Below are 23564 nucleotides of genomic sequence, written 5' to 3' on the forward strand. Positions count from 1 at the left end.
AGATCAGCATGAACCCGATCAATCCCCGCTACGGCGCCGTCGCCGGCTCCCAGGCCCTCTTCGACGAAGGCCTGCGCCAGCATATGCTGCGCGTCTACAACTATATGGCTCTCGGCCTCGTCATAACGGGCCTCGTCGCCTTTGTCGTCGGCTCGACGCCGGCACTCTACGTCCCGATCTTCGGCTCGCCGCTGAAGTGGGTGGTGATGCTTGCCCCGCTCGCCTTCGTCTTCTTCTTCTCGTTCAAGATCCAGACGATGTCGGCCAGCACCGCCCAGATCACATTCTGGGCCTTCTGCGCCGTGATGGGCCTGTCGCTCGCTTCCGTCTTCCTGGTCTTCACCGGGATGAGCATCGCGCGGACCTTCTTCATCACCGCGACGATGTTCGGCGCCACCAGCCTCTACGGCTATGCGACGAAGCGTGATCTCTCGCGCATGGGCTCGTTCCTGATGATGGGCCTCTTCGGCGTGATCATCGCCTCAGTCGTCAACATCTTCCTGGGTTCGAGCGCGCTGCAGTTTGCGATCTCGGTGATCGGCATCGTCGTCTTCGTCGGTCTCACCGCTTACGACACGCAGAACATCAAGGAACAGTATTCGGAAAACTTTGATCAGGAATCGAACCAGAAGCTTGCCGTCTTCGGTGCGCTCTCGCTCTACCTGAACTTCGTCAACATCTTCCAGCTTCTGCTCAACTTCACCGGCGAGCGGGAATAGGACTGCGCTTCTGGGGGCAAAGGAAGCGCAAGAGCGCCTGGTCTGCAGTCCGTGACAGGATGGCGGACTGGGTGCTCACCTAAAAGAGACGGCCGGGTCAACGCCCGGCCGTTTTCGTTTAAAGCGCATCGCGTCAAATCGGAATCATCCGACGCGCTTTTAGTCTTTATTTTATGCATGTCGTTGTCCCAAAACCGCTGCACACTTTTGGGCGACATGCGTTAGAGCGCCGCGCGTCTTTTCAGACGCGCTAAGGACGCTCTATCACTTTAAATCTGCGCATAATCCTTTCCGAAAATCGATTCCGATTTTCGGGTGCGCTAGATGATACCCCAGGCGCGATAGCGGCCGCGCCCGGTGATTTCACGAATGCCGATCTCATTGACGAGGTTTAGCGCACCGCGCGGCGTGATGCGCAGATGACGGGCGATCATCGCCGCCGAGACCATTGGCCGCGACAGAATGAAATCGGCAAGTTCCGGCAGGCTGCTGTTTGAACGGCGGCCCCGAAAGCGCAGCTCCATCTGCGTGCGTGCCAGCGACAAGCGATCGATTTCCTTGAGGCCGGCCATAGCACCCAGATGCATCGCCTCCAGAAAGGCTTGAAGCCGCGTGGCCCGATCGCGCGCCCGACGACGCTCATGGCGCACCAGCTTCAGCCCGCCGTAGAAAGAAAACAGATGCGAGGCGACCTTGCCGCGGGCGCGCAGATGGCTTGCGACCAGAAGACCACCGAGCCAGTGCTGACGCCGCAACGGCTCGATCCTTTCCCAGGCTTCGAAGAGGATGATGGCGCCGAGAACCGGCGGCAAGCTATCGGCCAACGGCTGGACGCTTCGCCACTCGGCAAGCCGCTGTTCCTCGTCCCACTCGTCGTCACCGAGCAAGCCGAGTGGATCTTCGTTGCGTCTTGCCGGGGTAACGGCAGCCGTGTCGCCTCCCGGCGTTTTGCCTGTATGGATATCGAGCAGCTTCTGCGAGCGGGCAAGAAGCGCATCGATCTCCGCCATCTCGACAGCGAGCGGCCCGTCCTCATCCTCGCCCTCTCCGTCGGTCTCAACAGGAACTGCAACGCTCTTCGCTTCCTGCGCCTTCCCCTCCCCTTCCCCGCCGGTCGCAGTCAGCGTTGCAAGGCCCGAGACGCCAAGTGCCCAGGAAGGCTCGCCGGTCCAGATGCGCCGACGTGCCCGCAACACGGAATGGGCGATTGTCAGTTCGTGGGTGGGAGCGCGGCTATCCATATGCGCATCATGCAAAACGAGATCCTCGACATGCACGAGTTCGCCGGCCACCCAGAGCGCGCCGGCGGCGTCGAAGAAATGACTGCGTTCTGCAAATCCCTCGCCGACCACCGAGCGTAACACCCGCTCGTCCAGCCGCGCCACCGCATCCTCTGCCGCGGTAAGGGCCGGAAGCAGGGTTTGAAGCATTGCACCGTCGATATCATAGCGCATTGTTAAGCTTTACGGTTTTTCACAAATGGAAGCAAAATACGTGTTACCTTCCGCCATGTATGACATGGTTAACAGTGTATTTCAACAAAACTGCAGGGAATGACGCCGATAAGCTGGCTGATCGAGCGGCCGCATCTCCTTCTAACCGTCGCAGCTGGCGCGAAGCTTTTTCACAGCCGTTCATCCGGTTTTCCTTGCCGTCGGACCATTTGCCCGCATCAGCGCCATCAGCATCGGTCCGAGCGAGAATTCGCCGCGCTCGGCCCGCCGCGTCAGGTCACGCAGGTAGCCGCCCGCCGAGTTGATATGTCCGCCCCTTTCCAGAATGCAGGCGATCACGGTGGCGGCGTTTTCTGGCCCCATGACATCGCAGGCCAGCTGATAGGCGCTGGGGCTGACGCCGAGCGTGGAACGGACGATGACGGCCGCGGCCATCAGATCGCGCCAGCTGCCAATGCCGCCGCCCGGTCCGTAAGCGATGATCTCCGGGCAGGCCTGCAGCACCATGGCAAGGGGGAAGGATTTGGGCGGCTCCCGCCACGGCTGCGGTTCTTCCTCTAACTTTGCGCCCTGCTTCGTTTCGAAGCTTGGTTCAAGTTCAGATATAGGGTGTGGGTTTGAATTATGTATGTGCCGACCGTTTTGGTTATCATTGGCGTCTGTTTTTTGTGTTTTCGACTTCGATTCCAGCGTCTTGACGATCAATTCCCGGAAAGCTTCGAGATCAGCCAGGAGGCTTTCCATCTCGGCAGTCGACGGGCGGCGCGGCAGGCTAGCGGAAAGCAGATTGAAATGCTGCTGCATCTCGATCCATTCGCCGGCAATTTCCTCTTCCAGCGCGATCTCGATGAGCTTGGTGATGTCCCGCCGGCAAAGTGTCAGGCGCTCCCTCAGCCGCTTCCATTCGAGCCTGGCGGCCATCACCTGAGCCGCCTGCGCCTCGATCTCGCGGGCGCGCACCAGGAGTGGCGCCAGGCTGAAGCCAAAGGCCTCGCTAAGCCCGCCCTCGCCGTTGCGGCGGGCAAAACGTTTCCCGTTCGGGCTATCCCGGCGGATGATCAGGCCGGCTTCCACAAGCATCGCCAGGTTCCGCCGCAACGTCGTGCCGGCCATGCCGTGCGTGCGCAGCGCCAGCTGCTCGTTCGACGGAAAGACGACGAAACCGTTGGCCTCGGCAATCTCGTTCTTCGGGTAGAAGGTCAACAGCGCGTTGAGAACAGCCAGGGCACGGTCTGATACGCCGATCATGTCCTTTGCTTCACAGAGCGCACGAAAAATCTTCCACTTGTCGACCGATGCGTCCGGATCGACCTTGCTGGCGCTTTCCTGGCTTGCCAGCATGCCAAGCGTCATCGATCGCCGCCCAAAGGGCGTCGATACATATTGAGGCTCCATGTCCCTCACCTTTTCTCAAGGCAAAAGAAAGCTACCACCCAAAAGGATGCCGAAGATGCTTGACAGTGATTCGAGGAAGTGCGATTCTCAGATTGTCCAGATATGAGAAAGGCTTCCGCGACGGCAACGTTCGGAGGCTTTTTTCTTTTGCGGCCTATTCTCCTGCTTGCAACCTGCCGGCCCGATAGGCTTCGTAAAGCTCATCGAGACGGCGTGAAATGTAAGCGCCGAAATCCGGCGCATCGCCGGTCTTCAACGCGATCGTGAAGGAATTGCCGGCGCTCTTGATTCGGCCGGCAATTTTGCCGCCGCTCTTCGGCTTCCAGTCAAATTCCGTGGTTTCGGGCTTCGCCTCTTTCTTGGCGAGCTCGGCAACCAAAAGCTCGAAACGGCGATCGCTCTCTTCCGCGAGGAAACCTTCCGAAGCAATGAGCTTTGCAAGCCGCGCGGCCGTCATCCCATTCCAGTCCTGGGCAAGAGCCATCCACCTGCGTCGCCCGATGCCAGGCGCGGCTCCGACCGACCTGACGATTTCGGCAGGAATGGCTTTTGCGACCGATATCAGCTTCGATAGCTCCGTCTTATCCGTCGACAGCGCTTTCATGATGACGGGGCGCTCAAAACCCTTGAGCTCGAGATTAAGGGCAAAGACCGCGCGCTCGATATAAGAAAGGTTCCGACGCGCCGAATTCTCAATGCCCTGCGCGATGACAACATCGGTATCGTCAAGCTTACGGACGATCGCCTGCACCTTGAGCCCGAGCAGCTTGACCGCCTGCAGGCGGCGATGGCCGTAGGCGATCTGGTAGCGATCCTCATCATTGGGATGGCGGCGAACGAGGATCGGCACTTCCTGGCCGTTCTCAGCAATCGACTGCACCAGCTCGTCTTCCGTATCGAGCGGCTGGTCGGCAAGGCGGTCGCGGACGAAGGAGGAATCGATCAGATCAGGATCGAGTTCGACGATGCGTTCACCGGAGAGCAAGGCCTCCTGCATCGCCCTACTCTCTTCCTCCATGCGGCCAAGGGTCAGCGCCATCGTCCGAACCGGCCCGGCCGATCCGCGCGAAGATGGCTCCTCGTAGTTGGCCGCGGCCAACTCCTGCGCCGTATCGTCAAAAAGACCTTTCAGGCGATCGCGTCTGCTCATGTGCGGCCCCAGGCTTTGTGAATACCGGCGAGAACCTCGCCGTTGGCGGCATTGACCGATTCCAACGCCCGGTCATAGGTCGAGCGGCGCACCTGCCCTTTCTCGATCTCGTAGAGCGTCTGCTTGGTCAGACCGACGTCGGCGATTGCCGTCGATTTGAGAATGGTCGCCGTCAACACGTCATCACTGAAAAGACTGCGCAGCAGCGCAACGATCTGCGACTGCGGCGCATCGAAGGGTTCGTGACGAGTGACGACATATTTGATGAAGTCATGCTGCAGGTCGCCGCCAGCCTTGCGCACGACGGAAAGCAAATCCGAAGTCATCAACAGGAACTGCGACATGGAAGCGACGTCGACCATCTGCGGATGGATGGTAATGAGCAGGGATGTTGCGGCACAAACGGCGCCAAGCGTCAGATAACCGAGCTGCGGCGGGCAGTCGATCACCACGATGTCGTAATCGGCCTCGACCTCGGCAATGGCAACGCCAACGCGACGGAAGAACAGCTCGCCGGCTCGCTGCCGGTCGTTCAGTGCGCGTGGCGTCTCATGCTCGAACTCCATCAGTTCGAGATTGCCCGGCACAAGATCCAGCCCGTCGAAATAGGTCTTGCGGACGATCTCCTTCAGCGGCTTGCGGCCCTCATCATAGCGAATTGCGCCATAGAGCGTATCGCCCTCGGAAAGATCGAATTCGGGCTGAACGCCGAGCATGGAGGAGAGCGAAGCCTGCGGATCGAGATCGATCGCAAGCACCCGGTAACCCGCCAGCGCCAGATACTGCGCCAGATAGAGCGTCGTCGTTGTTTTGGCCGAGCCGCCCTTGAAATTGGTGACGGCAACCGTCTGCAGCTTTTCACCAGGGCGACGCCACGGCTGATAGGAAAGCGCGTCCTTCGGCTTGAGCTTCGCCATATACTGGCGCAATTCGTTGATCTGGCCGAGCGTGTAGGAACGCCGGCCATTCTGGGCAAGATCCGGCTGCGGTCCCTTGCCATCCAGAGAAAGCTGGCGAAGATAGCCGTCCGAGACGCCGATCATCTGGGCCGCCTCGCCGGAGGAGAATGTTCGTAGCGTCTTTTGCGAGAGCGGCGGAAACAGCTTGTCGCGGAGGAGCTTCAGTTGCCGCGAAAGCTGGTTCGCATGCCGCTCGATCCGTACATCTGTCGTCGATACGCTAATGTTGTCCAAAACACCCAATCCTTTTCGATGCGCTTTTCTGTCAACATAGCGTCAAAAAGCGTATCAAAAGTGACACGATTCGGGATTTGCAGCAACAACAGGGCTTAGCCGTCATCCACAGGCTCGGTTGGCCGCGGCCAACTCACGTTCAGCCCTTGCGACGACCAGGCTTTTTCGGCAAGACCGCCAGGACTCAACGGGGAGTATCCGCTTGAAGCATATCCATATCATCGGCATCGGCACGGGCAACCCGGAGCACCTGACCATACAGGCGATCAACGCGATGAACGCAGCTGACGTCGTCTTCCTGCCGGTCAAGGGCGGCGGTAAGGAAGAGCTCGCCGAAATCCGCCGGGATATCTGCGAACGCTATATCACGCGGCCGGCTGGCAGGATTTCAGAATTCGCGGTGCCGCAAAGGCAGACGGCAGACAGGACCTATGTGCAGAGCGTCGACGCCTGGCACGGCGAGATCGCCCGCATCTATGGAGAACTGATCTCCGGTCTCCCGGATGATAGCAGCGGCGCCTTTCTCGTCTGGGGTGATCCCAGTCTCTACGACAGCACGATCCGCATCATCGAACGCGTGCGGCAGGAAGGCAGCCTGGATTTCGATTACAGCGTCATTCCCGGCATCACCAGCATCCAGGCGCTGGCGGCCAGCCACAGAATCCCGGTCAACCTCGTCGGCAAACCGATCGAAATCACCACAGGGCGCAGGCTGGCGCGGGACGGGCTTTTGACCGACAGCACCGTCGTCATGCTTGACGGCGAACAGGCTTTTGCGAAGATCGACGATCCCGACGCCGAGATCTTCTGGGGCGCCTATCTCGGTACCAAGGACGAGATCGTCAGATCAGGACGACTTGGCGACATCGCCACCGACATTCAGACGCTCAGGGCCGAGGCCAGGCAGCGGCACGGCTGGATCATGGACATCTATCTCCTGCGCAGGGGACGGGATTTCGACGAATAGCCAGTCCGATGCCTTTCCAGCATGCTTTGCCGGCCCGGCTACGATCATGTAAGAAGTGGCCAGAGGATCGAGAATGAGCATTAAGGCCGCAAAGGCGAGCGACAGGACAGGCGAGGCGGATCTACACGGTCGCCCGGCGGCGAAGACGCGTAGGCGCGGCGCCTGCCCCGCCCTTGCCGCGCCCATGCCGACCGGTGACGGTTTGCTGGTACGGCTGCGGCCGGCCGGCGGCGCGTTGACGCTGTCGCAGTTCGCAAGCCTTGCCCGCTCCGCCGCAGCACATGGAAACGGCATTCTCGAAATCACCGCCCGTGGCAATCTGCAGATCCGAGGCCTTCGGGCTGAGACCGTCGGACAGCTCGCAGCCGATATCGATGCCGCCGGGATCACCGTGCCGGACGGGCCGGCAATCGAGACATCGCCGCTGCACGGCATCGACCCGGAAGAGATAAGCGATCCGGCCGCGATCGAAATGGCCTTGCGCAGTACGCTCCACGATCTGCTTGCCTCGCAGCGGCTCGCGCCGAAGCTCTCGCTTGTCGTCGACGGTGGCGGATCCTTCGGCTTGTCCGCACTGTCCGCCGATATCCGGGTCGTTGCTCAATCCGACACAGATTGGCTTGTCGCGGTCAATGGCGACGGTGAAACGGCAATGCCGGTCGCGATCGGTCCTGCAGAGGCTGCGATATCAGCCGTCGGCGAAATTCTAAGCTTGTTGGCGACCCTCGGGCAGGGCAGACGGGCAAGGGATATCGATCCGGCGCTTCTGCGGCCGCGCTTTCCCGCGATGGATGGCATTCAGTTCAATCCGTCCCGTGCAGCAGGGATACCGCTTGCCGGCTCACACCGGCTCGCCGACGGCAAAATCATACTCGGCGTCAGGCCGGAATTCGGTCAGATGCAAGCGTCCGATCTCTCCGCTTTGCTCGATCTGGTAAAGGCCCGTGGCGCAACAGCCATCCGGCTTGCGCCCGGTCGCGGTTTTTTCTTCATCGGGCTTTCCGCCGATACAGTGCCGGCTATGCAGGTGGCCGCCGCCGGACATGGCTTCTGCATCCAGCCCGGCGAGAAAACCGAACATATCGCCGCCTGCGCCGGCGCCGGCGCCTGCGGCTCCGCTTTCTACGAGACCCGAACTCTGGCGCGCCGCCTCATTGGCCTAGCACCTGCCCTTTTCGACGGTTCGCTGACGCTGCATCTATCCGGCTGCGCCAAGGGCTGCGCTCATGCCCGGCCGGCGCTGACCCTGACCGGCTCGGCGGAAGGTTATGGCCTCATCCTCAATGGGCTTGCGGCGGATCAGCCGGACGAACGGATCGCTGGCGGTCGGATCGATTTCGCTATAGAGAGGCTCGCCCGGTCCATCGAAGACAACAAAGACGCTGGCGAATCGACCGCCGCCTGCCTTACACGGCTTGGCGCAACCGGCGTTTCGAAGGCGCTGCGACAGGAATAGGAATGCCAGACTACGATTATATCCGCAGCGGCGATGCGATCTACGAGCATTCCTTTGCCATTATCCGTGCCGAGGCCGATCTTTCGCGCTTCACCGACGATCAAGCCGAAATCGCCGTGCGCATGATCCATGCCTGCGGGCTGGTCGAGGCGGCGGAGCATTTCCTGTTCTCCGCCGATTTCGTCAGCGCGGCGCGCGACGCGCTGAAGGGTGGGGCGCCGATTTTCTGCGACGCGGAAATGGTGTCCCAGGGCGTCACCCGGGCGCGGCTGCCGGCGCTCAACGAGGTGATCTGCACGCTGCGCGATCCCGCGACACCGGAGCTTGCGCGCGAGACCGGCAATACGCGCTCGGCGGCCGCCATGCATCTCTGGCTCGACCGGCTCGGCGGCAGCGTTGTCGCGATCGGCAATGCACCGACCGCCCTCTTCCATCTGCTCGAACTCCTGCGCGACGGCGCCCCGAAACCCGCAGCGATCCTCGGCATGCCCGTGGGCTTCGTCGGCGCGGCGGAATCGAAGGATGCGCTGGCGGAAAATTCCTACGGCGTACCCTTTGCCATCGTCCGCGGCCGGCTCGGCGGCAGCGCCATGACGGCAGCCGCCATCAATGCATTGGCGAGGCCGGGCCTATGACGACAATCGGCCGTCTTATCGGCGTCGGCACGGGTCCCGGCGATCCGGAGCTCCTCACCCTCAAAGCCGTGCGCGCCATCGAAGGCGCTGATGTGATCGCCTATTTCGCCAAGCAGGGCAGGGGCGGCAACGGCAAGGCGATCGTCGAGCCGCTGCTGAAATCCGGGGTGACGCTGCTGCCGCTCTATTATCCGGTGACGACCGAGATCGACAAGAACGACGAACGCTATCAGAGGCTGATCACCCAATTCTACGATCTGTCTGCCAAAGCTGTTGCCGGGCATCTCGATGCCGGGCTGACTGTCGCCGTTCTCAGCGAAGGCGATCCGCTCTTCTACGGCTCCTATATGCACCTGCATGTCAGGCTTTCCACACGCTACCCGACGGAAGTGATCCCGGGCATCAGCGCCATGTCGGGCTGCTGGTCGCTGGCGGGCATGCCGATCGTCCAGGGCGACGACGTGCTTACCGTACTGCCCGGTACGATGGCCGAGACCGAGCTGACGCGCCGCCTTGCCGATACGCAAGCCGCCGTCATCATGAAGGTCGGCCGTAATCTGCCGAAGATCCGCCGGGCACTGGCGGCCGCCGGCCGGCTTGCGGAAGCCGTCTATGTCGAGCGCGGCACCATGGCGAATGCGGCGATGGAAAAGCTTGCCGACAGGACCGACGGCGATGCACCGTATTTTTCGCTCGTGCTGGTGCCGGGCTGGGAGGGCAGCCGATGAGCGGCAGGCTTTACGTGATCGGAACCGGTCCTGGCAACCCCGAGCAGATGACGCCGGAAGCGCTGGCCGCTGTCGATGCGGCGACGGATTTCTTCGGCTACGGACCTTATCTCGACAGGCTGGAGCTCCGCGACGATCAACTGCGGCATGCCTCGGACAATCGCGAGGAGCTCGGCAGAGCAGGGGCAGCACTCGCCATGGCAGCTGATGGCGCCAAGGTCTGCGTCGTCTCCGGCGGCGACCCCGGCGTCTTCGCCATGGCGGCCGCGGTCTGCGAAGCGATCGAGAACGGGCCGGCCGCGTGGCGCGCGGTCGATCTCATCATCCTGCCCGGCATCACGGCGATGCTGGCGGTGGCGGCAAGAGCAGGCGCTCCGCTTGGCCATGACTTCTGCGCCATATCGCTGTCTGACAATCTAAAGCCTTGGAATATAATAGAAAACCGTCTTGTCTTGGCGGCAAAGGCGGGTTTTGTCATCGCGCTTTATAACCCGATCAGCCGGGCGCGGCCCTGGCAGCTCGGCGAAGCCTTCAAGCTGTTGCGTGACCATCTGCCTGCAGCAACACCGGTTATTTTCGGGCGAGCGGCCGGGCGGCCGGACGAACGTATCGCCGTCCAACAGCTGTCGCAGGCAGATGCATCGATTGCCGATATGGCGACCTGCATCATCATCGGCTCGGCCGAGACACGCATCGTCACGCGGCCAGGCAGACTGGACCTCGTCTATACGCCGCGTTTCATGGCGGGGGGGAACAGGTGATCGATCGCCGCCAGCGCCGCCTCGACAGTGTCGACCGCCTTGACGATCGAGGCCGGCGCGCGCGCGACCATCATTACCTCGATACCAAGCAGGCGGGCTGCCTCGATCTTCGCATACGTGGCCACACCGCCGCTGTTCTTGGCGACGATGACGTCAATGTCGTGCTGCCTCAGAAGATCGCATTCACCGTCCAGCGTGAACGGACCCCGATCGAGGATGTACACGACATTATCAAGCGCAAGCTGCGGTTCGACGGGATCGACGCTGCGGACGAGATAGTGATGTTGCGGTGCGGCTTCCGCGTGATGCGCGCCCTGCCGGCCCGTCGCCAGGAAGACATGGCGGGGGGAGGGGCCGAGCGCTTCTATGGCAGCCGGAATGCTGTGCACGTCCCGCCAGCGATCGCCGGCCACGCGTTGCCATTCGAGACGGCGCAGAGCGATGGCGGCAATGCCGGTCGTCTCAGCCGCGAAAGCGGCATTGGCCGAAATCCGTTCGGCGAAGGGATGCGTGGCGTCGATCAACAGGTCATAGCCGCCGGCCTCCAGGAAATCGGCAAGTGCGGCAGCGCCGCCGAAACCGCCGATGCGAACTGGAACAGGCTGCGTGGCCGGTTTTTCTGTGCGACCGGCAAGCGACAACAAAACATCGCAATCATCACGCGCCGCGAGCGCCTCGGCCAGCAGCCGCGCCTCGCTGGTGCCGCCAAGGATCAAGATGCGGGGTCTTCCCATGTTTGATGTCGCTCCTGCGTCCGGCCAGCGCTGGCTGACTATTATCGGCATCGGCGAAGATGGTCCAGAAGGGCTGGGCGAGGAGGCGAAGGGGCTGATCGCGACTGCACCCGCCGTCTTCGGCGGTGCGCGACATCATGCACTCGCTGCCTCGCTGATCACAGGCGAAAAGCTTTCCTGGCAGAGCCCGTTCGAGCGCTCGGTCGAGGCTATCCTCGAAAGGCGCGGCACGCCTGTTGTCGTGCTCGCCTCCGGCGATCCGTTCCTCTATGGCGTCGGCGCAACGCTCTCCCGCCATGTGGCGGCGGACGAGATGCGCACTATCCCCACACCCTCGGCCTTCAGCCTTGCTGCCTCCCGCCTTGGCTGGCCGCTGCAGGACGTCGCAACGATCTCGCTGCATGGACGGCCGATCGATTTGATCCGGCCGCATCTGCACCCCGGGCGGCGCATCCTCGCGCTGACCTCGGACGAGAAGGGGCCCGGCGATCTGGCTGCTCTGCTCACTGCTGCTGGCTTCGGTCAGTCGCGGCTTACGGTGCTCGAAGCGCTTGGCGGCGCTCGGGAACGGCAAAGAAGTGCGGCGGCGGCGGATTTCGACTTCTTGGACATCGATCCTCTGAATGTCTGCGCCGTCGATATCGCGGCAGGGGAGGGGGCGCGCATCCTGCCGTTTGCCGCAGGGCTCGAAGACGAGCTGTTCGAGCATGACGGACAGATCACCAAACGTGAAATCCGGGCGATGACGCTTTCGGCGCTCGCGCCGCGTCACGGCGAACTGCTCTGGGATATCGGCGCGGGCTCGGGATCGATCGGCATCGAATGGATGCTGGCCGATCCGTCACTGAAGGCAATCGCCGTTGAACAATCGCCGGAGCGGGCCGCACGGGTCGCCCGCAATGCATCCGCCTTCGGCGTGCCGCATCTTGCTGTCGTCGAAGATGCAGCACCCGACGCGCTTAGGGGCCTGCCGGAACCGGATGCGATCTTCCTCGGCGGCGGCGGTAGCGAGCCGGGTGTTGTCGATACTGCGATTGCCGCACTGAAGCGGGGAGGGCGGCTCGTTGCCAATGCCGTGACGCTGGAAATGGAAGCGGTGCTGCTCAGCGAACATGGCAAACGTGGTGGCTTCCTCACGCGGATCGAGATATCGCGCGCACAGCCTATTGGCGGCATGAGCGGCTGGCGGCCGGCCATGCCGGTGACGCAGTGGCGCTGGACGAAAGGATGACGAGATGAGGGTGCATTTCATCGGCGCTGGGCCAGGTGCTGCGGATCTGATCACGGTGCGTGGCCGCGATCTCATCGCCCGGTGCCCGGTCTGTCTCTATGCCGGCTCGATCGTCTCGCCCGAACTGCTGCAATATTGTCCGCCGGGCGCCCGCATCGTCGATACGGCGCCGATGTCGCTCGACGAGATCGAGGCGGAATATCTTCGCGCTGCCGCGGCCGGCCAAGATATCGCCCGGCTGCATTCCGGCGATCTCTCCGTCTGGAGTGCGGTCGCCGAGCAGGTGCGCCGGCTTCAAAAACACGGCATCGACTATACGATGACGCCAGGCGTTCCGGCCTTTGCCGCCGCAGCCTCGACGCTTGGGCGCGAACTGACGATCCCGGCTGTGGCCCAAAGCCTGGTGCTGACCCGCGTTTCCGGCCGCGCTTCACCGATGCCCAACGACGAGACATTGGCGAAGTTCGGCGCGACGGGCGCCACGCTGGCGATCCATCTGGCAATCCACGCCCTGAAGCAAGTGGTCGAAGAGTTGACGCCGCTCTACGGCGTCGACTGCCCGGTCGTGATCGTCGTCAAGGCCTCCTGGCCGGACGAGCGCATCCTGCGCGGCACGCTTGCCGATATCGAGGCAAAGGTTGCGGCCGAACCGATCGAACGCACAGCGATCATCTTCGTCGGCCCCTCGTTGGCAGTGGAAGATTTCCGCGAAAGCTCGCTCTACGATCCGGCCTATCAGCGCCGGTTCAGAGGTAGAGAGTAGCGTCAAGCGACCGCGCGGTTTTAGACCCGCGCGCTGAGATACTCCATGCTGGCGCGCAGCGCGCCGGCCGGATCCTTCAGCGCATGCACCTCCGCCGCGAAGGGCTCGAAGGAGAACGGGCCGTTATAGCCCGCCTGCAACAGGGCCCTGACCTGCCCGGCATTGTCGAGCAGGTCGTCGGCATTGACCAGAACGCGGTGGGAATCGCGCATATCGGCAACGGAAACAGCCGGGTCGTCGACGCCGGAGATGTGCACGAGGCCGGTCAGCTCAGGAAAGGTCTGGGCTTCGCCGGCAAGGTGATGGTGGAAGGTATCGTGGACGAGCCTGAAGGTCGACTGCGCGCCGAGTTCCTCGATCGCGGCGGCCGCCTCGGTCTTCGAGCGCAGCGAGCAGATCTCGAAACCGAGTGGCTCGACGAGACCGATAATGCTGGCTTCCTCCAGCATCGGCTTCAGCGCAATCAGAGACTGACGCAGATTGGCCTGCCGTTCGCCATCGGCGCAGCCGGTGCCGTCATTCTTCGGAACGAGGACGAGCGCCTTGGCGCCGGACGCGCTGGCATAATCGATCAGCTGCTGCGCTTCGGCCGCCCGGGTCGCATTCCACTCGTTGAAGCGCTGCAGGGCGTTGATCGAGATGATCGTCACGCCATGGCGGGCAGCCGCTTGCCTGATCGCCTCGGGTTGGGTGCCGTCGAGAATGGCATTGCCGGAGAGGTCGTTGCGGATCTCGACGGCATCGATGCCGAGCGATCTGGCCAGCGCAAAAAAATCATCGACGGCAAGCGACGGCGCGGCCATATGGTTGAGCGCAAAACGGATCGTAGTCATGATCGGTATCTCCTCCTGATCTCCGCGTCACGGCGGAGCAGTCCTCGTGAATGGGTCAGCGAATCTCTATCGGAATTCGCGTCGCAATCCATCCGTCATCGCCGGCGCCGGCTTTCATTGCTGAGAGAATTTCGGACGGAATGATGGAATTCCATCATTGCTTAGATGTTCTCCGAAATATGGATATCGAAAGGCAGGAAGAGCTGCCCGGGAACGGCCGTTTCGCCGTTTTCGATGGCGCCCGTCATCAGCACCATCAACTCCTTGCAGAGGGCGGGCAGGGGTGTGCCGATCGCCATGGCGACGATATCGTCGGCAAGGCCCGCTTTGCTGTCGGGCGTCAGTTCGTTGACCACGAGGACGATCTTGCCGCCGACGCCTTCTTCGCGGAATGCCGAAATTGCCCCCTCCATGCCGCCGCCGCAGACATAGAGGCCAACGAGATCGGGATGTTTCTGCAGCAGTGTCAACGTCGCCTCATGAGTGATCTCGGCGGTCTCGAGATTGATCAGCGTGTCGACGACATCGAACTCAGGCGCATTCTCGCGAAAATAGGAGCGAAAGCCGATTTCTCTGAGCTCATGGCCGTGAAAGCGGTGGCTACCGACGAAACAGGCGACCTTGCCGGGCTTGTGTGCCGTGCGCGCAATCGTCCAGGCGGCAGTGCGCCCGACCTTGCGGTTGTTGACGCCGACATAGGCGTCGCGCACGCCGGTGGCGAGGTCGGAGAGCAGCGAGAACACCGGAATGCCGCGCTCCTTCAGCTCTTCGACCGCCGTCGTCACCGCCGGATAATCCGGACCGACCAGAGCAACGGCCTGGTTGCGGGCGCCGAGCGTCTTGATCTTTTCGACGATGGCAGCCGGTGTCGCGGCCGACGGAAAGTCGATCTGCGTCTGGATGCGCGCGCTCGTCAGCGCCCGCGCTGCGGTTTCGATCTCACGCACGAAGCTCTGATAGAAGGGCTGCATCGGCTTCTGCAGCAGGAAGGCGAGCTTGTATTGCGGCAGATCCTCGAAGACGCGCTGCTTGATCAGCCCGACAGCGTGATAGCCGATCGACTGCGCCGCATCATAGACCCGTCGCGCTGTTTCCTCGCGCACCCGGTGGCGCGCGTTGAGAACGCGGTCGACGGTGGCGACGCTGACGCCGGAGGCGCGGGCAAGATCGGATATGGTGGGGCGGCGCATCGGCGTTCCTGATGGATTCGATCATGAATGCAAGTCATTCGTGATAGCTTTTGATAGATTATATCAAGCCTGCATTGAGCGCTTTCCAAAGTCAACCTATTCTCCCAGGCAAGGGCATCACGGGAGGCGGATAATGGCGACCCAGACAAACAAACGTGACTACGACCTTCTCGGCGAAAGCGGTCGCACCGCCGTCGAGACGGGGCTGGCGGCAGCCGAATGGTATCACACCGACATTCCCCGCAAGGAGATGAAGGCGCTGATGCAGCGCTCTGATGCGCCGGCGATCCGTGACACGGCCCTCTGGCTCGGCAGCATGGTGGTCCTTGCCGGGCTCGGCGTTTATTTCTGGGGCTCGTGGATCGCGCTGCCCTTCTTCCTCGCCTATGGCGTGCTCTACGGCTCGGCCTCCGATAGCCGCTGGCACGAATGCGGCCATGGCACCGCCTTCAAGACGCGCTGGATGAACGATGTCGTCTACCAGATTGCCTGCTTCATGATCATGCGCAATCCGGTGACCTGGCGCTGGAGCCATGCGCGCCATCACACCGACACAGTAATCGTCGGCCGCGATCCCGAGATCGCCGTCATGCGACCGCCTGATCTCTTCCGGCTGGTGCTTAATTTCTTCGGCATCCTCGACGCCTGGCATGCGATCGTCGACATGCTGCGCAATGCCTTCGGCGGCGTCAGCGCGGCGGAAAAGACCTTCATTCCCGAGATGGAGCAGCCGAAGGCCGTCCGCATCGCCCGCATCTGGCTGGCGATCTATCTTGCAACGATCGCGGCCGCGATCGCCATAGGTTCGATCCTGCCGCTAATGCTGATCGGCCTGCCGCGCCTCTATGGCGCCTGGCACCATGTGCTGACCGGTCTGCTGCAGCATGGCGGCCTTGCCGACAATGTGACCGACCATCGGCTGAACAGCCGCACGGTCTATATGAACCCCATCAGCCGCTTCATCTACTGGAACATGAACTACCACGTCGAACATCACATGTTTCCGATGGTGCCCTACCACGCGCTGCCCAAGCTGCACGCGATGATCAAGCACGACCTGCCGGCGCCGAACCTATCGATCTGGTCCGGCTATCGCGAGATGATCCCGGCCTTCCTGCGCCAGCTGCGCAATGAGGATTATTTCCTGAAGCGCGACCTGCCGGCCACCGCGCGGCCCTATCGCGAGGAATTCCACAACGAGCTGGCCCCGGCCGCGCAATAATTACAATCGAGGGAGGACAAGATGAGCGGAAATTGGATCCAGGTCTGCGACAAGGACGAGATCGACGAGGAGGATGTCATCCGCTTCGATCACGACGGGCGCACCTTCGCGGTCTATCGCAGCCCGGACGACGAATTCTTCGCGACCGACGGGCTCTGCACACATGAACATATCCATCTCGCCGACGGGCTTGTCATGGATGAGATCATCGAATGTCCAAAACATAACGGCCGCTTCAACTACAAGACGGGCGAAGCCAAGGGTGCGCCAGTCTGCGTCAATCTCAAGACCTATCCTGTCAAGATCGAAGACGGCGCCGTCTTCATCTCGCTCTGAGGGAGGCCGGCATGGCTCATTACGTCATCCTGGGCGCGGGCGAATGCGGTGCGCGCGCCGCCTTCGCCTTGCGGGAAAAGGGCTTTGCCGGCGAGATAACGCTGGTCGGCGCCGAGCCGCTTCCGCCCTATGAACGGCCGCCGCTTTCGAAGGCCGGCTCCACCGATGCAAGCGATCCGAAATTCATCGCCGCGGCGGAAAAATATATCGAAAACGGCATCCGGCTGCTGACCGGCCTCGAGGCAAGGTATCTCGACACCGCATCCAGGACCGTCACGCTTTCGGACGGTGCCGTGCTTTCCTACGACAAGCTTCTGCTTGCGACGGGTGCGGCCGCGCGGTCGTTCCCCGGCGCGCCGCAGGGCAGCCCGCATATTCGCGCGCTGAGGACGCATCACGATGCGGCGGCGTTGCGCGATGCGATGAAGCCGGGACGGCATATCGCCATCATCGGCGGCGGGTTCATCGGACTGGAACTTGCGGCAACGGCGCGGCTGCTTGGCGCCGAGGTCACCGTCATCGAGGGGCTGGAACGCGTGCTGAAGCGCGGCGTGCCGGAAGAGATCGCCCATCTGCTCACCGAGCGCCACCGTGCCGAGGGCGTCGACATCCGCTGCGGCGTCTCCATCGAGACGCTGACCGCGGAAAACGGAAAAGCCCTGATCCGATTGTCGACCGGCGAGGTGATCGAAGCCGATCTCGTCCTTGTCGGCATCGGTGCACGGCCGAATATCGAGATCGCCGAAAGGGCCGGGCTGGCAATCGACAACGGCATTGCCGTCGACGCCTATCTCCGGACCTCCGCGCCTGATGTCTTTGCGGCCGGCGATTGCTGTTCCTTTCCGCTGTCGATCTATGGCGGCCGGCGGGTCCGGCTCGAATCCTGGCGCAATGCCCAGGAGCAGGGCACATTGGCCGCGGCCAACATGCTCGGCCTTAACGAGGCCGTTTCGGCGGTGCCGTGGTTCTGGTCGGATCAATACGACATGACGCTGCAGATATCAGGCCTTGCCGAAGGGGCTATCACGCATCAGCGCCGCAAACTCGGCGCTGGCGCCTTCATTCTCTTCCATCTCGACGCCGGCGGTCGATTGATCGCTGCAAGCGGCATCGGGCCGGGCAATGCGGTGGCGCGCGACATCAGACTCGCCGAAATGCTGATCGCAGCGCGTGCCCATCCGGACCCGGCAGCACTCGCAGCCAGCGACATCAAGCTGAAATCCCTGCTGGCCGCCTGAGCTGCCCGATATTTTCACCCGATTTTTTTCAAAGGAATTGATGATGAAAAAACATAGACGCGCAACCGTCGCCGATCTGCTTTCGGAAAAAGGCAAGCGCCAGCTCACCATGCTGCGCGTCACCTCGCTGGAGGAGGCGGAAGCCGCCGAAATGGCCGGAATCGACATCGTCTCCGTGCCGCCCTCGCTGCTCGGGCCAGTCTTTCGCGAGATCGCGCCCACTCCCTTTGCCATTCCGGGGCTCGAATATGGCGATCATGTCTCGGCCGAGGACTATCTGCGTGCGGCCTTCGCGGCGCTGAAGGCAGGGGGTGATGCGGTCTATTGCGCCGCAAGCCTGCAGACGATCCGGCGCATGCGCGATGAAGGCATCCCCGTCTGTGGCCATCTCGGTCTGATCCCTTCCAAGGCGACCTGGACCGGCGGCTTCCGCGCCGTCGGCAAGACGGCGGCGAGTGCGGCCGAGATCTGGCGGCAGACCAAGGCGCTGGAAGAGGCCGGCGCCTTCGCCGCCGAAATCGAAGTCGTCCCAGGGGATATTGCTGCTGCCATCAGCACCAACACCTCGATGCTGATGATCTCCATGGGAGCAGGCAGCGGCTGCGACGCCCAATATCTCTTCGCCGACGACGTGCTCGGCGCCAATCGCGACCACTATCCGCGCCACGCCAAGATCTATCGCGACTTTGCCGCCGAACACGACCGGCTGCAGCGCGAGCGCATCGCCGCCTTCACCGAATTTGCCGAGGATGTCAGGACCGGCGCCTATCCGGAAAAGCGCCATCTCGTCGGTATCGACGACGCGGAACTGGAAATCTTTCTGCAGCGGCTGAAAAGCGAGACGGGCAATAGCTGAGGGCAAACGCGTTCTATTGCCTCGATGATGTGAGAAGCGCCACAAAGGCGCTTCCTCTCCATTGGCTTCCGTCTCCGCCTGTGTCAGGAATTATCCGTTCGATTCATTCGGAACGGAGTATTCGGTCCCCTGTGACGATCGGCTTTGCGCATGCGGAATTGATTGCGGTGCTCGTCGCGGTGACGGGGGACGAGCCGCGCGTAATGACCATCCGTTCCGGCAATGCGCTGCCGTCGGGACCTTTCGAAATGGGTCATCGCACCCTGCAATCGGGCCTGCGCGAATGGGTGCAGGAGCAGACGGAACATCCCGTCGGTTATCTCGAACAGCTCTATACCTTCGCCGACCGCGACCGGAACAACGACATCCCAGGCGGGCGGACGATCTCGATCAGCTATCTCGGCCTCGTCAACGAGCAGTCGGGCGCCGGCCGGCCGGGATGGCACGGCTGGTACGAATATTTCCCCTGGGAAGACCACCGGCAGGGCCGGCCAGCCGTGCTTGACGAGATCATGGCGCGTCTAAGGAGCTGGGCCGATGCCGATCCGGCAAGACGCGACCATCGCCATCGCCGGGCGGATTTCACCTTCGGCCTCGATGGCGGCGGCTGGAACGAGGATCTGGCACTCCAGCGCTACGAACTGCTTTACGAGGCGGGGCTCGTCTCGGAAGCCGGATGCGGGGCGGAGGCCAATCTCGGCCGGGCGATGTTTGCCGATCACCGCCGGATTCTCGCAACCGGAATCGCCCGCCTGCGCGCCAAGATCAAATACCGCCCCGTCGTCTTCGAGCTGATGCCGGAGAGCTTCACGCTGCTGAGGCTGCAGCGCACTATCGAAGCCTTGGCGGGGCTGACGCTGCACAAGCAGAACTTCCGCCGCCTCATCGAACAGCAGGAACTGGTCGAGGAAACCGGCGGAACCGAAAGCGAAACCGGCGGCCGGCCGGCCAAGCTTTTCCGCTTTCGCCACACCGTGCTCGAAGAACGGGCGCTGGCAGGAACGAAATTACCGCTCTCCCGCAATTGACATATGCTCACCGTGAGAATATCTCTTTGCCTATGATATGCTCAAAGAGAGCATAATTAGGAGCCGGTCATGAATTACCCTGTTTCCGCATCCTCGCTCTACGAGCGCGTCAGCCGTGTCATTCCCAAAGCCGAATGGATGACGTTCGAAAATGACGTCGACGCGATCCTCGAGCTCAAGCGCCGCCGCAACGCCGTCATTCTCGCGCACAACTATCAGACACCGGAAATCTTCCACGGCGTGGCCGATATTGTCGGCGACAGCCTGGCGCTCGCCCGCAAGGCGATCGAGGTCGATGCCGATGTCATCGTGCTTGCCGGCGTGCATTTCATGGCCGAGACCGCAAAGCTGCTGAACCCCGGGAAAACAGTATTGATCCCGGATCTCGGCGCCGGCTGTTCGCTGGCGGATTCGATCACGCCCGAGGATATCGCCCTGCTGCGCCAGGCCCATCCCGGCGTGCCCATCGTCACCTATGTCAATACCTCGGCCGCGGTGAAGGCTGCCTCCGACATCTGCTGCACCTCGGGCAATGCCAAGCAAGTGGTGGAATCGCTCGGCGTGCCGAAGGTGCTGATGATCCCGGATGAATATCTGGCCCGCAACGTCGCCCGCGAGACTGATGTCGAGATCATTGCCTGGCATGGCCATTGCGAGGTGCATGAACTCTTCACCGCCGAGGACGTGCGCCAGCTGCGCGAAAACCATCCCGGCGTAACCGTGCTCGCCCATCCGGAATGCCCGCCAGAGGTGGTGGCCGAAGCCGATTTCGCCGGCTCCACCGCTGTCATGTCGGATTATGTCGGCAGGCAGAAGCCGGCGCGCGTCGTGCTGCTCACCGAATGCTCGATGAGCGACAATGTCGCCGTGCACCATCCCGATGTCGAATTCATTCGCCCCTGCAATCTCTGCCCGCATATGAAGCGGATCACGCTGGCCAATATCCGCGCGGCACTCGAGGAAAACCGCCACGAGGTCACCGTCGATCCTGCAATTGCCGTGGCCGCCCGCCGCGCCGTCGAGAGGATGCTGGCGATATGACCGAGATTCTCGAGCAGCTATCAGGACGCACGGTAATCGTCGGCAGCGGCATTGCGGGGTTGATGACCGCGCTGACCCTCGCGCCCGAACCTTCCGTCATCGTCACCCGCGCGGCCCTTGGCGCGGAGACGTCGAGCGCCTGGGCACAGGGCGGCATCGCCGCCAGCATTGGTGCCGACGATAGCGCAGCGCTGCATCTTGCCGATACGCTTGCCGCCGGTGACGGTCTCTGCGATCCGGCCATCGCCGCCGGCATCATTGCCGAGGCGCCAGCGGCGATCGCCGCGCTGGAGCAAGCCGGCGTTCGTTTCGACCGGAATGCCGCGGGAGACCTCTCGCTCGGCCTGGAGGCAGCCCATAATCGCCGCCGCATAGTCCATGCCGAAGGCGACGGCTCCGGTGCGGCGATCATCGCCGCGCTGATCAAGGCCGTGATGAAAACGCCAGCTATATCAGTGCTCGAAGGTTTCGAGGCGCGGCGGATTCTGATGGACGGCGAGCAGGTCGCCGGCCTGCTTTGCGCGACCGCGAATGGCGCCGCCATTCTGCCGACATCGAGGGTGGTGCTCGCCACCGGCGGCATTGGCGGGCTTTACGACGCGACCACCAATCCGATGGGCAATTTCGGCCAGGGGATCGCGCTCGCAGCAAGGGCCGGTGCCGCGCTCGCCGATATGGAATTCGTCCAGTTCCATCCGACCGCACTCGATTCACGCCGCCGGCCGCTGGCGCTCGTCAGCGAGGCGGTGCGCGGGGAGGGGGCTTTGCTCGTCAACGAACGAAGCGAACGGTTCATGGCCCGCATATCAGGCGCCGAACTTGCACCGCGTGACGTGGTGGCGCGTGCCATCAGCGCCGAAATCGCCCGCGGCGGACGAGTCTTTCTCGATGCCCGCGATGCCCTCGGCAGCCGCTTTGCCGCTCGCTTTCCTGTCATTTCCGCCCTTTGCGGCGAGACCGGCATCGATCCGGCGAAAGACCTCATTCCTGTGCGCCCGGCCGTTCACTATCACATGGGCGGCGTGGCCACGGATGCAAATGGCCGCAGCTCGGTTCCCGGTCTCTGGGTTGCCGGTGAGGCAGCCTCGACCGGCCTACACGGCGCAAACCGGCTTGCCAGCAATTCGCTGCTGGAGGCGGCTGTCATGGGCATGCGGGCGGCACGCGACATTTCAGGCATGCCGGCGAGTTTTACCGGCACCATCTCCGCCGGGAGTCTCCCGGCGCCGGCCGATGCGTCATTCGTCCGGCCGATCGTCTCGCGTCATCTCGGCGTGTTGCGCAATGCCGGCGCCATTCATGGCGCGATCGCCGCCCTGCTGCGGCTTGCCGAAGGCAACGGCCCTGCCGCCGATCCGGCCATCGTCGCGCTGCTCATCGCCGTCTTTGCCAGCCTGCGGATGGAATCGCGCGGCGCCCACGCCCGCACCGATTTTCCGTTGAAGCTCGCCAATGCCAACCGGCGCCAGATGTGCCTTTCCGACGTTCTGGAGATCGCCCGCGCGACGCCGCCCTATGCCCTTGCAAGGAGTGCCTGAGATGAGCCTCGTTCCCCTTCCGCGCCTGATCGTCGAACCGCTGGTGCGGGCGGCCCTACTCGAAGATCTCGGTCTTGCCGGCGACATCACCTCGGCATCGGTCATCCCTCGCGATCACCGTTCGACGGTGGTGATGGCGGCCCGTCAGCCGGGCGTAATCGCCGGTCTCGATGCCGCCGAACTCGCCTTCGCCCTCGTCGATCCAGAGATCGTCATGCGCCGCCATCTTCAGGATGGCGACGCAGTAAAGCCTGGCGATGTGATCGCCACCATCGAAGGTCCGTCGCGCGGCCTGCTGAGCGCCGAGCGCACCGCGCTGAATTTCCTCGGCCATCTCTCAGGTATTGCGACTGTGACGGCTCAGATTGCTGCCGCCATTCGCGGCACCAAGGCATCAGTCGCCTGCACGCGCAAGACGACGCCGGGCCTCAGGGCGCTGGAGAAATATGCGGTGCGGGCCGGCGGCGGCATGAACCACCGCTTCGCGCTTTATGACGCAGTGCTGATCAAGGATAATCACGTCGCCATCGCCGGTGGGGTCTCTGAAGCGATCCGCCGGGCGCGGGCCGGCGTCGGCCATATGGTGAAGATCGAGGTCGAAGTGGACACCCTCGATCAGCTGCGTGAAGCGATGGAGACCGGCGTCGATGCCGTTCTGCTCGACAATATGACGCCGGATCAGTTGCGCGAAGCCGTCGCCATCGTCGCCGGCCGGGCGATCACCGAGGCATCCGGCCGCGTCACGCCGATAACGGCCGCCGCAATCGCCGCTTCCGGTGTCGACCTCATTTCCGTCGGCTGGCTGACGCACAGCGCCCCGGTGCTGGATATCGGGCTCGATTTCGTCGAGGCGGCGACCGCAACGGAAACAAGCCCGAGACGGATTGCACAGGTGCTGTAATCTCTTAGGCCCGCTTCGGCTGAGCTTCGACTGCGGCTGAAACGCCAATCCATGATCATCTGGGCGATCTCGTGCGCTTCGGCATATGCTCGAGTTCAACTTCAGACATGCTGACGGCCCAAGGCAATGGGCGATCGCCTGCATACGACGGAGGCATTGGAAACCGTCCAGATGCGGGTCGCTCACAAGAAAAAA

23 protein-coding genes are annotated in these 23564 nt (G+C 62.7%); 16 read left to right on the forward strand and 7 right to left on the reverse strand.

Annotated features, from left to right (window positions below):
• Window positions 1–8: 8 nt before the first annotated feature.
• Window positions 9–719 carry a Bax inhibitor-1/YccA family protein gene (locus ELH03_RS28245; protein WP_018246224.1) on the forward strand — a complete coding sequence of 237 codons (711 nt, stop codon included), beginning with the start codon at window positions 9–11 and terminating at the stop codon, window positions 717–719.
• A 320-nt stretch (window positions 720–1039) separates the two neighbouring features.
• Here the strand turns inward: ELH03_RS28245 and ELH03_RS28255 are convergent, their stop codons facing one another.
• The 4 genes from ELH03_RS28255 to repA form a co-directional block, all read right to left on the reverse strand.
• Complete coding sequence (locus ELH03_RS28255; RefSeq protein ID WP_128403589.1) at window positions 1040–2173, reverse strand: RHE_PE00001 family protein; 1134 nt, start codon at window positions 2171–2173, stop codon at window positions 1040–1042.
• A gap of 180 nt (window positions 2174–2353) precedes the next feature.
• Window positions 2354–3568, reverse strand: coding sequence for a plasmid replication protein RepC (gene repC, locus ELH03_RS28260; RefSeq protein ID WP_130767019.1), 1215 nt, complete (start codon window positions 3566–3568; stop codon window positions 2354–2356).
• A 154-nt stretch (window positions 3569–3722) separates the two neighbouring features.
• Window positions 3723–4718 carry a plasmid partitioning protein RepB gene (repB, locus tag ELH03_RS28265; RefSeq protein WP_130767020.1) on the reverse strand — a complete coding sequence of 332 codons (996 nt, stop codon included), beginning with the start codon at window positions 4716–4718 and terminating at the stop codon, window positions 3723–3725.
• On the reverse strand, window positions 4715–5911 hold the full coding sequence (gene repA, locus ELH03_RS28270) for a plasmid partitioning protein RepA (RefSeq protein ID WP_130767021.1): 1197 nt from the start codon (window positions 5909–5911) through the stop codon (window positions 4715–4717). The genes repB and repA overlap by 4 nt, the downstream gene beginning before the upstream one ends.
• 202 nt (window positions 5912–6113) lie before the next feature.
• On the opposite strand from repA, the gene cobF reads away from it, so the two are divergent.
• From cobF to ELH03_RS28295, 5 genes are all read left to right on the forward strand, one after another.
• Window positions 6114–6878: a precorrin-6A synthase (deacetylating) gene (gene cobF / locus ELH03_RS28275; RefSeq protein WP_130767022.1), complete on the forward strand. Its 765-nt coding sequence runs from the start codon at window positions 6114–6116 to the stop codon at window positions 6876–6878.
• A 73-nt stretch (window positions 6879–6951) separates the two neighbouring features.
• Complete coding sequence (gene cobG, locus ELH03_RS28280; RefSeq protein ID WP_130767023.1) at window positions 6952–8334, forward strand: precorrin-3B synthase; 1383 nt, start codon at window positions 6952–6954, stop codon at window positions 8332–8334.
• A gap of 2 nt (window positions 8335–8336) precedes the next feature.
• Window positions 8337–8969, forward strand: coding sequence for a precorrin-8X methylmutase (locus ELH03_RS28285; RefSeq protein ID WP_130767024.1), 633 nt, complete (start codon window positions 8337–8339; stop codon window positions 8967–8969).
• Window positions 8966–9697, forward strand: coding sequence for a precorrin-2 C(20)-methyltransferase (locus tag ELH03_RS28290; protein WP_105009641.1), 732 nt, complete (start codon window positions 8966–8968; stop codon window positions 9695–9697). Before ELH03_RS28285 ends, ELH03_RS28290 begins: the two co-directional genes overlap by 4 nt.
• Window positions 9694–10458 carry a precorrin-3B C(17)-methyltransferase gene (locus ELH03_RS28295; RefSeq protein WP_128412064.1) on the forward strand — a complete coding sequence of 255 codons (765 nt, stop codon included), beginning with the start codon at window positions 9694–9696 and terminating at the stop codon, window positions 10456–10458. The genes ELH03_RS28290 and ELH03_RS28295 overlap by 4 nt, the downstream gene beginning before the upstream one ends.
• Here the strand turns inward: ELH03_RS28295 and ELH03_RS28300 are convergent.
• Entirely contained in the window at window positions 10422–11192 is a 771-nt protein-coding gene (locus ELH03_RS28300) for a cobalt-precorrin-6A reductase (protein ID WP_130767025.1), read from the reverse strand. The genes ELH03_RS28295 and ELH03_RS28300 overlap by 37 nt on opposite strands.
• Between ELH03_RS28300 and cbiE the strand changes: the two genes are divergently transcribed.
• Window positions 11191–12423, forward strand: a complete 1233-nt coding sequence (gene cbiE / locus ELH03_RS28305) for a precorrin-6y C5,15-methyltransferase (decarboxylating) subunit CbiE (RefSeq protein WP_130767026.1) — start codon at window positions 11191–11193, stop codon at window positions 12421–12423. The genes ELH03_RS28300 and cbiE overlap by 2 nt on opposite strands.
• Window positions 12424–12427: 4 nt before the next feature.
• Window positions 12428–13186 carry a precorrin-4 C(11)-methyltransferase gene (cobM, locus tag ELH03_RS28310; RefSeq protein WP_130767027.1) on the forward strand — a complete coding sequence of 253 codons (759 nt, stop codon included), beginning with the start codon at window positions 12428–12430 and terminating at the stop codon, window positions 13184–13186.
• Window positions 13187–13206: 20 nt separating this feature from the next.
• On the opposite strand, the gene ELH03_RS28315 is transcribed toward cobM, so the two are convergent.
• Both ELH03_RS28315 and ELH03_RS28320 read right to left on the reverse strand, forming a co-directional pair.
• Window positions 13207–14019 carry a TIM barrel protein gene (locus tag ELH03_RS28315; protein ID WP_130767028.1) on the reverse strand — a complete coding sequence of 271 codons (813 nt, stop codon included), beginning with the start codon at window positions 14017–14019 and terminating at the stop codon, window positions 13207–13209.
• A gap of 161 nt (window positions 14020–14180) precedes the next feature.
• Window positions 14181–15209, reverse strand: a complete 1029-nt coding sequence (locus ELH03_RS28320) for a LacI family DNA-binding transcriptional regulator (RefSeq protein WP_128403602.1) — start codon at window positions 15207–15209, stop codon at window positions 14181–14183.
• A 133-nt stretch (window positions 15210–15342) separates the two neighbouring features.
• Between ELH03_RS28320 and ELH03_RS28325 the strand changes: the two genes are divergently transcribed.
• From ELH03_RS28325 to nadC, 8 genes are all read left to right on the forward strand, one after another.
• Window positions 15343–16431, forward strand: coding sequence for a fatty acid desaturase family protein (locus ELH03_RS28325; RefSeq protein ID WP_130767029.1), 1089 nt, complete (start codon window positions 15343–15345; stop codon window positions 16429–16431).
• A gap of 21 nt (window positions 16432–16452) precedes the next feature.
• Entirely contained in the window at window positions 16453–16767 is a 315-nt protein-coding gene (locus ELH03_RS28330; protein WP_003548266.1) for a MocE family 2Fe-2S type ferredoxin, read from the forward strand.
• A gap of 11 nt (window positions 16768–16778) precedes the next feature.
• Window positions 16779–18005, forward strand: a complete 1227-nt coding sequence (locus ELH03_RS28335; protein WP_130659787.1) for an NAD(P)/FAD-dependent oxidoreductase — start codon at window positions 16779–16781, stop codon at window positions 18003–18005.
• Window positions 18006–18045: 40 nt separating this feature from the next.
• Window positions 18046–18861, forward strand: coding sequence for a 3-methyl-2-oxobutanoate hydroxymethyltransferase (locus ELH03_RS28340; protein ID WP_197730018.1), 816 nt, complete (start codon window positions 18046–18048; stop codon window positions 18859–18861).
• A 29-nt stretch (window positions 18862–18890) separates the two neighbouring features.
• A complete protein-coding gene (locus tag ELH03_RS28345; RefSeq protein ID WP_197727807.1) occupies window positions 18891–19889 on the forward strand; it encodes an NUDIX hydrolase in 999 nt (332 codons plus the stop codon).
• A gap of 69 nt (window positions 19890–19958) precedes the next feature.
• Window positions 19959–20930 (forward strand): quinolinate synthase NadA, encoded by a 972-nt coding sequence (nadA, locus tag ELH03_RS28350; RefSeq protein WP_027665421.1) that lies wholly within the window; start codon window positions 19959–19961, stop codon window positions 20928–20930.
• Window positions 20927–22468: an L-aspartate oxidase gene (locus ELH03_RS28355; protein ID WP_130767031.1), complete on the forward strand. Its 1542-nt coding sequence runs from the start codon at window positions 20927–20929 to the stop codon at window positions 22466–22468. Before nadA ends, ELH03_RS28355 begins: the two co-directional genes overlap by 4 nt.
• A complete protein-coding gene (nadC, locus tag ELH03_RS28360; RefSeq protein WP_197730019.1) occupies window positions 22446–23369 on the forward strand; it encodes a carboxylating nicotinate-nucleotide diphosphorylase in 924 nt (307 codons plus the stop codon). The genes ELH03_RS28355 and nadC overlap by 23 nt, the downstream gene beginning before the upstream one ends.
• Window positions 23370–23564: the final 195 nt, after the last annotated feature.

The organism is Rhizobium beringeri, assembly GCF_004306515.1.
GTDB classification, from domain to species: Bacteria; Pseudomonadota; Alphaproteobacteria; order Rhizobiales; family Rhizobiaceae; genus Rhizobium; species Rhizobium beringeri.